2 protein-coding genes are annotated in these 1,435 nt (G+C 27.0%); both read left to right on the top strand.

Annotated elements, in window-relative coordinates; genetic code table 4:
• Positions 1 to 439: hypothetical protein (locus tag D9R21_RS07590; RefSeq protein ID WP_158613969.1), on the top strand; the 439-nt coding region annotated here is incomplete at its 5' end.
• Between the two features lie 36 nt (positions 440 to 475).
• The coding region (locus D9R21_RS06435; protein ID WP_148108875.1) for a hypothetical protein at positions 476 to 1,435 on the top strand (960 nt) is incomplete at its 3' end.

The raw sequence follows: 1,435 nt of genomic DNA, 5'->3' as shown, positions 1-1,435 counted from the left end.
TTTACGCAAAAAAGACCATACTCCGTTAAGAGTTGGTGCTGCTGCGTTAGGTACTGGAATGGGTAATACTTTGATTATGGAAAGAGTTTTATATTTAGGTGGAGCAGTAGTTGAACCCAAAGGAATTATTAAACATATTGTTGCAAAAATTAATATTAGTAAAATTAATAAATTAGATAAACCAACTATTCATGTTGCAGACCCAACAAAAACAACACCAGAACAATTAAAACCACAATTTAAAGATGTTGTTTTAAAAGCGGTAAAAGCAGTAAATAGTTCTTTAACTGAAAGTGATTTCGATTACTTTATTGAAAGTAAAGGTGAAGATTGACCAATTAATATTACAAATGATAAAACTGTTGAAGTTCAAATTGAAGGTAAAAACAATGCTAGTGGTCAAACAAATCCGATTGATGTTAAAATTAAAAATTCTTAATAGTACTAAAAAATAGTACTTTTTTGTTTGATAGATATGCCAATTGGAACATCTAAAACAGCCCTTATTTATGCTGTTAAAAAAAATCCAACTAGATTGTCAATCCAACAACAAGAAAAAAGTTTTGGTTTACAGTTATTAGAATTTTTAGGAATTCAAGTTTTAGCCCTTGGTTTATCAGTTTTAACTGGTGGTGTAGCATCTGCTGTTGGTCTTGGTGCGGGATTATCTAATTTTGTCGCAGCATTTATCTCGTTTGGAGTAGAAACAGCAACCGATTTTGCTGTAAATCAAATATATGATAAATTAACATCAGAAGTGACAGTAAAAAGTACTGCCTTAAATTTGTTACCAGCAATTGGTGGGATAGGAAAATTAACGCGTGCTGCTCGCACAACTAGAATTTTAAAATTAGCAAAAGAAACTAAACTACTTGAAAAATTAGGTGTAATAACTGCTAATAATTTAGAAGATGTTGTAAAACAAGTTACGGGTAAAAAGGTTTTATCTGATAAATTAATATTTGATTTTACAAAACAGGCTAATAATGAAACTTTATTATATACAATTGGAAAATTAGCCCGAAATGATTTTTATAAAGGTTTTAAAATTTCTAATTTAGAAACAATTAATAATTTATTAAAAATTGAAAAAAATATTCAAAAAATAAGTCCTACATTAGTTCAAAAAATACCACGCGTAAATGAAAAAAATGCTAATAAATGATTGTCTGAATATGGATTAAATATTGATAAAATAAGCAAAATTAATACTAATGAGTGATATAACATTATGACTAATCTTCATAAAAAAGGTGTTGGTAAAAACCTACTATTAAATGCTAATTTAATGCGTGGTAGCAAAGTATATAATAATAAATTATTAAATATTTTGCACCAAACACCAATTAAATTAAATAAAATTTTAAATCATTTAAACCCAAATTTTTATATTCAAAAAGTAACTAAAAAATTATTAGCCCCAATTGAAAAACAA

This window comes from Spiroplasma endosymbiont of Megaselia nigra (assembly GCF_003987485.1).
Lineage (GTDB): Bacteria > Bacillota_I > Bacilli_A > Mycoplasmatales > Mycoplasmataceae > Spiroplasma.
The sequence above is the reverse complement of the archived record's forward strand: the minus strand, read 5'-3'. Positions and strand labels throughout refer to the sequence as shown.